The 1,551-nt window shown below is 69.9% G+C and carries 1 protein-coding gene; it reads left to right on the forward strand.

Going from position 1 to position 1,551, the window contains the following annotated elements; genetic code table 11:
- Nucleotides 1–265: 265 nt before the first annotated feature.
- A complete protein-coding gene (locus MXD57_RS31235; protein ID WP_250405580.1) occupies nucleotides 266–1,483 on the forward strand; it encodes an IS110 family transposase in 1,218 nt (405 codons plus the stop codon).
- The last annotated feature ends 68 nt before the right edge of the window (nucleotides 1,484–1,551 follow it).

The following is a 1,551-nucleotide window of genomic DNA, read 5'->3' on the forward strand; positions in this document are numbered from 1 at the left end:
CCCCGTTATGTTTTCTGCGGCTCCGCAATGGGGCCGCTGGCCTCCGGGCCCGGCATGACTGTTGCCCCCTGTCGAACGGATGACCTGGGGGGTGGTGTCACCGGGTCCGGGGGTGTTCGTCGGAGACGCTGATCAGAGGTCCGGCCACCGTCCGGTCCGGCGCAATGCCGGACGGTTCGCGGGCGGCAGGTCTGCATAACGTGGATGCGCGAGCACGACACCCGAGCCGAGGCCGGCACTGTCAATTCCCCTGGGAAGGGGCACGATGTTCGAGATCGAAGACGTGGGCGTGTTCCTGGGCCTGGACGTCGGCAAGACCGCTCACCACGGTCACGGGCTCACCCCGGGCGGGAAGAAGGTCTTCGACAGACCGCTGCCCAACAGCGAACCCGGGCTGCGGGCCGTCTTCGACAAGCTGCGCGACAAGTTCGGCACCGTCCTGGTGATCGTCGACCAACCCGCCTCCATCGGCGCCCTGCCGCTGACCGTCGCCCGCGATGCGGGCTGCCAGGTCGCCTACCTGCCCGGCCTGGCCATGCGCCGGATCGCCGACCTCTACCCCGGCGAAGCGAAGACCGACGCCAAGGACGCCGCCGTGATCGCGGACGCGGCCCGCACCATGCCGCACACCCTGCGCTCCCTGGAACTGACCGACGAGATCACCGCCGAGCTGACCGTGCTCGTCGGCTTCGACCAGGACCTCGCCGCCGAGGCCACCCGCACCTCCAACCGGATACGCGGCCTGCTCACCCAGTTCCACCCGTCGCTGGAACGCGTCCTCGGCCCCCGCCTCGACCACCAGGCCGTCACCTGGCTCCTGGAGCGCTACGGCTCCCCCGCCGCCCTGCGCAAAGCCGGCCGCCGCAGACTCGTCGATCTCATCCGCCCCAAGGCCCCGCGCATGGCCGCCCGGCTGATCGACGACGTCTTCGACGCGCTCGACGAGCAGACCGTCGTGGTCCCAGGCACCGGCACCCTCGACCTCGTCATCCCCTCCCTGGCCGCATCCCTGGCCGCTGTCCACACCCAGCGCCGGGCGATGGAAGCCCAGATCACCACCCTGCTGGAGGCTCACCCTCTTTCCCCGGTCCTGACGTCGATGCCCGGCGTCGGCGTCAGGACCGCCGCCGTCCTGCTGGTCACTGTCGGCGACGGCACCAGCTTCCCCACCGCCGCCCACCTCGCCTCCTACGCCGGACTCGCCCCCGCCACGAAGCAGTCCGGGACCTCGATTCACGGCGAACACGCTCCCCGAGGCGGCAACCGGCAGCTCAAACGGGCGATGTTCCTCTCCGCCTTCGCCTGCATGAACGCCGACCCCGCCTCCCGCGCCTACTACGACAAGCAACGCGCCCGCGGCAAGACCCACACTCAGGCCCTCCTCCGCCTCGCCCGCCAACGCATCAGCGTCCTGTTCGCCATGCTCCGCGACGGCACTTTCTACGAATCCCGGACACCGACGGACGTCGAGCTCGCCGCATAGCTTCAGCAAGCCCGAATCAGCCGAAACCCGACAGAGGCGCCTTGACGAAAGACATAGAGGCACCCCCC

This window comes from Streptomyces cellostaticus (assembly GCF_023630175.1).
In the GTDB taxonomy this organism is placed as follows: Bacteria; Actinomycetota; Actinomycetes; order Streptomycetales; family Streptomycetaceae; genus Streptomyces; species Streptomyces cellostaticus_A.

Excerpts from the sequence above, each read along its gene's own strand:
- MXD57_RS31235 (WP_250405580.1), top strand. The coding sequence starts at position 266 with ATGTTCGAGATCGAAGACGTGGGCGTGTTCCTGGGCCTGGACGTCGGC.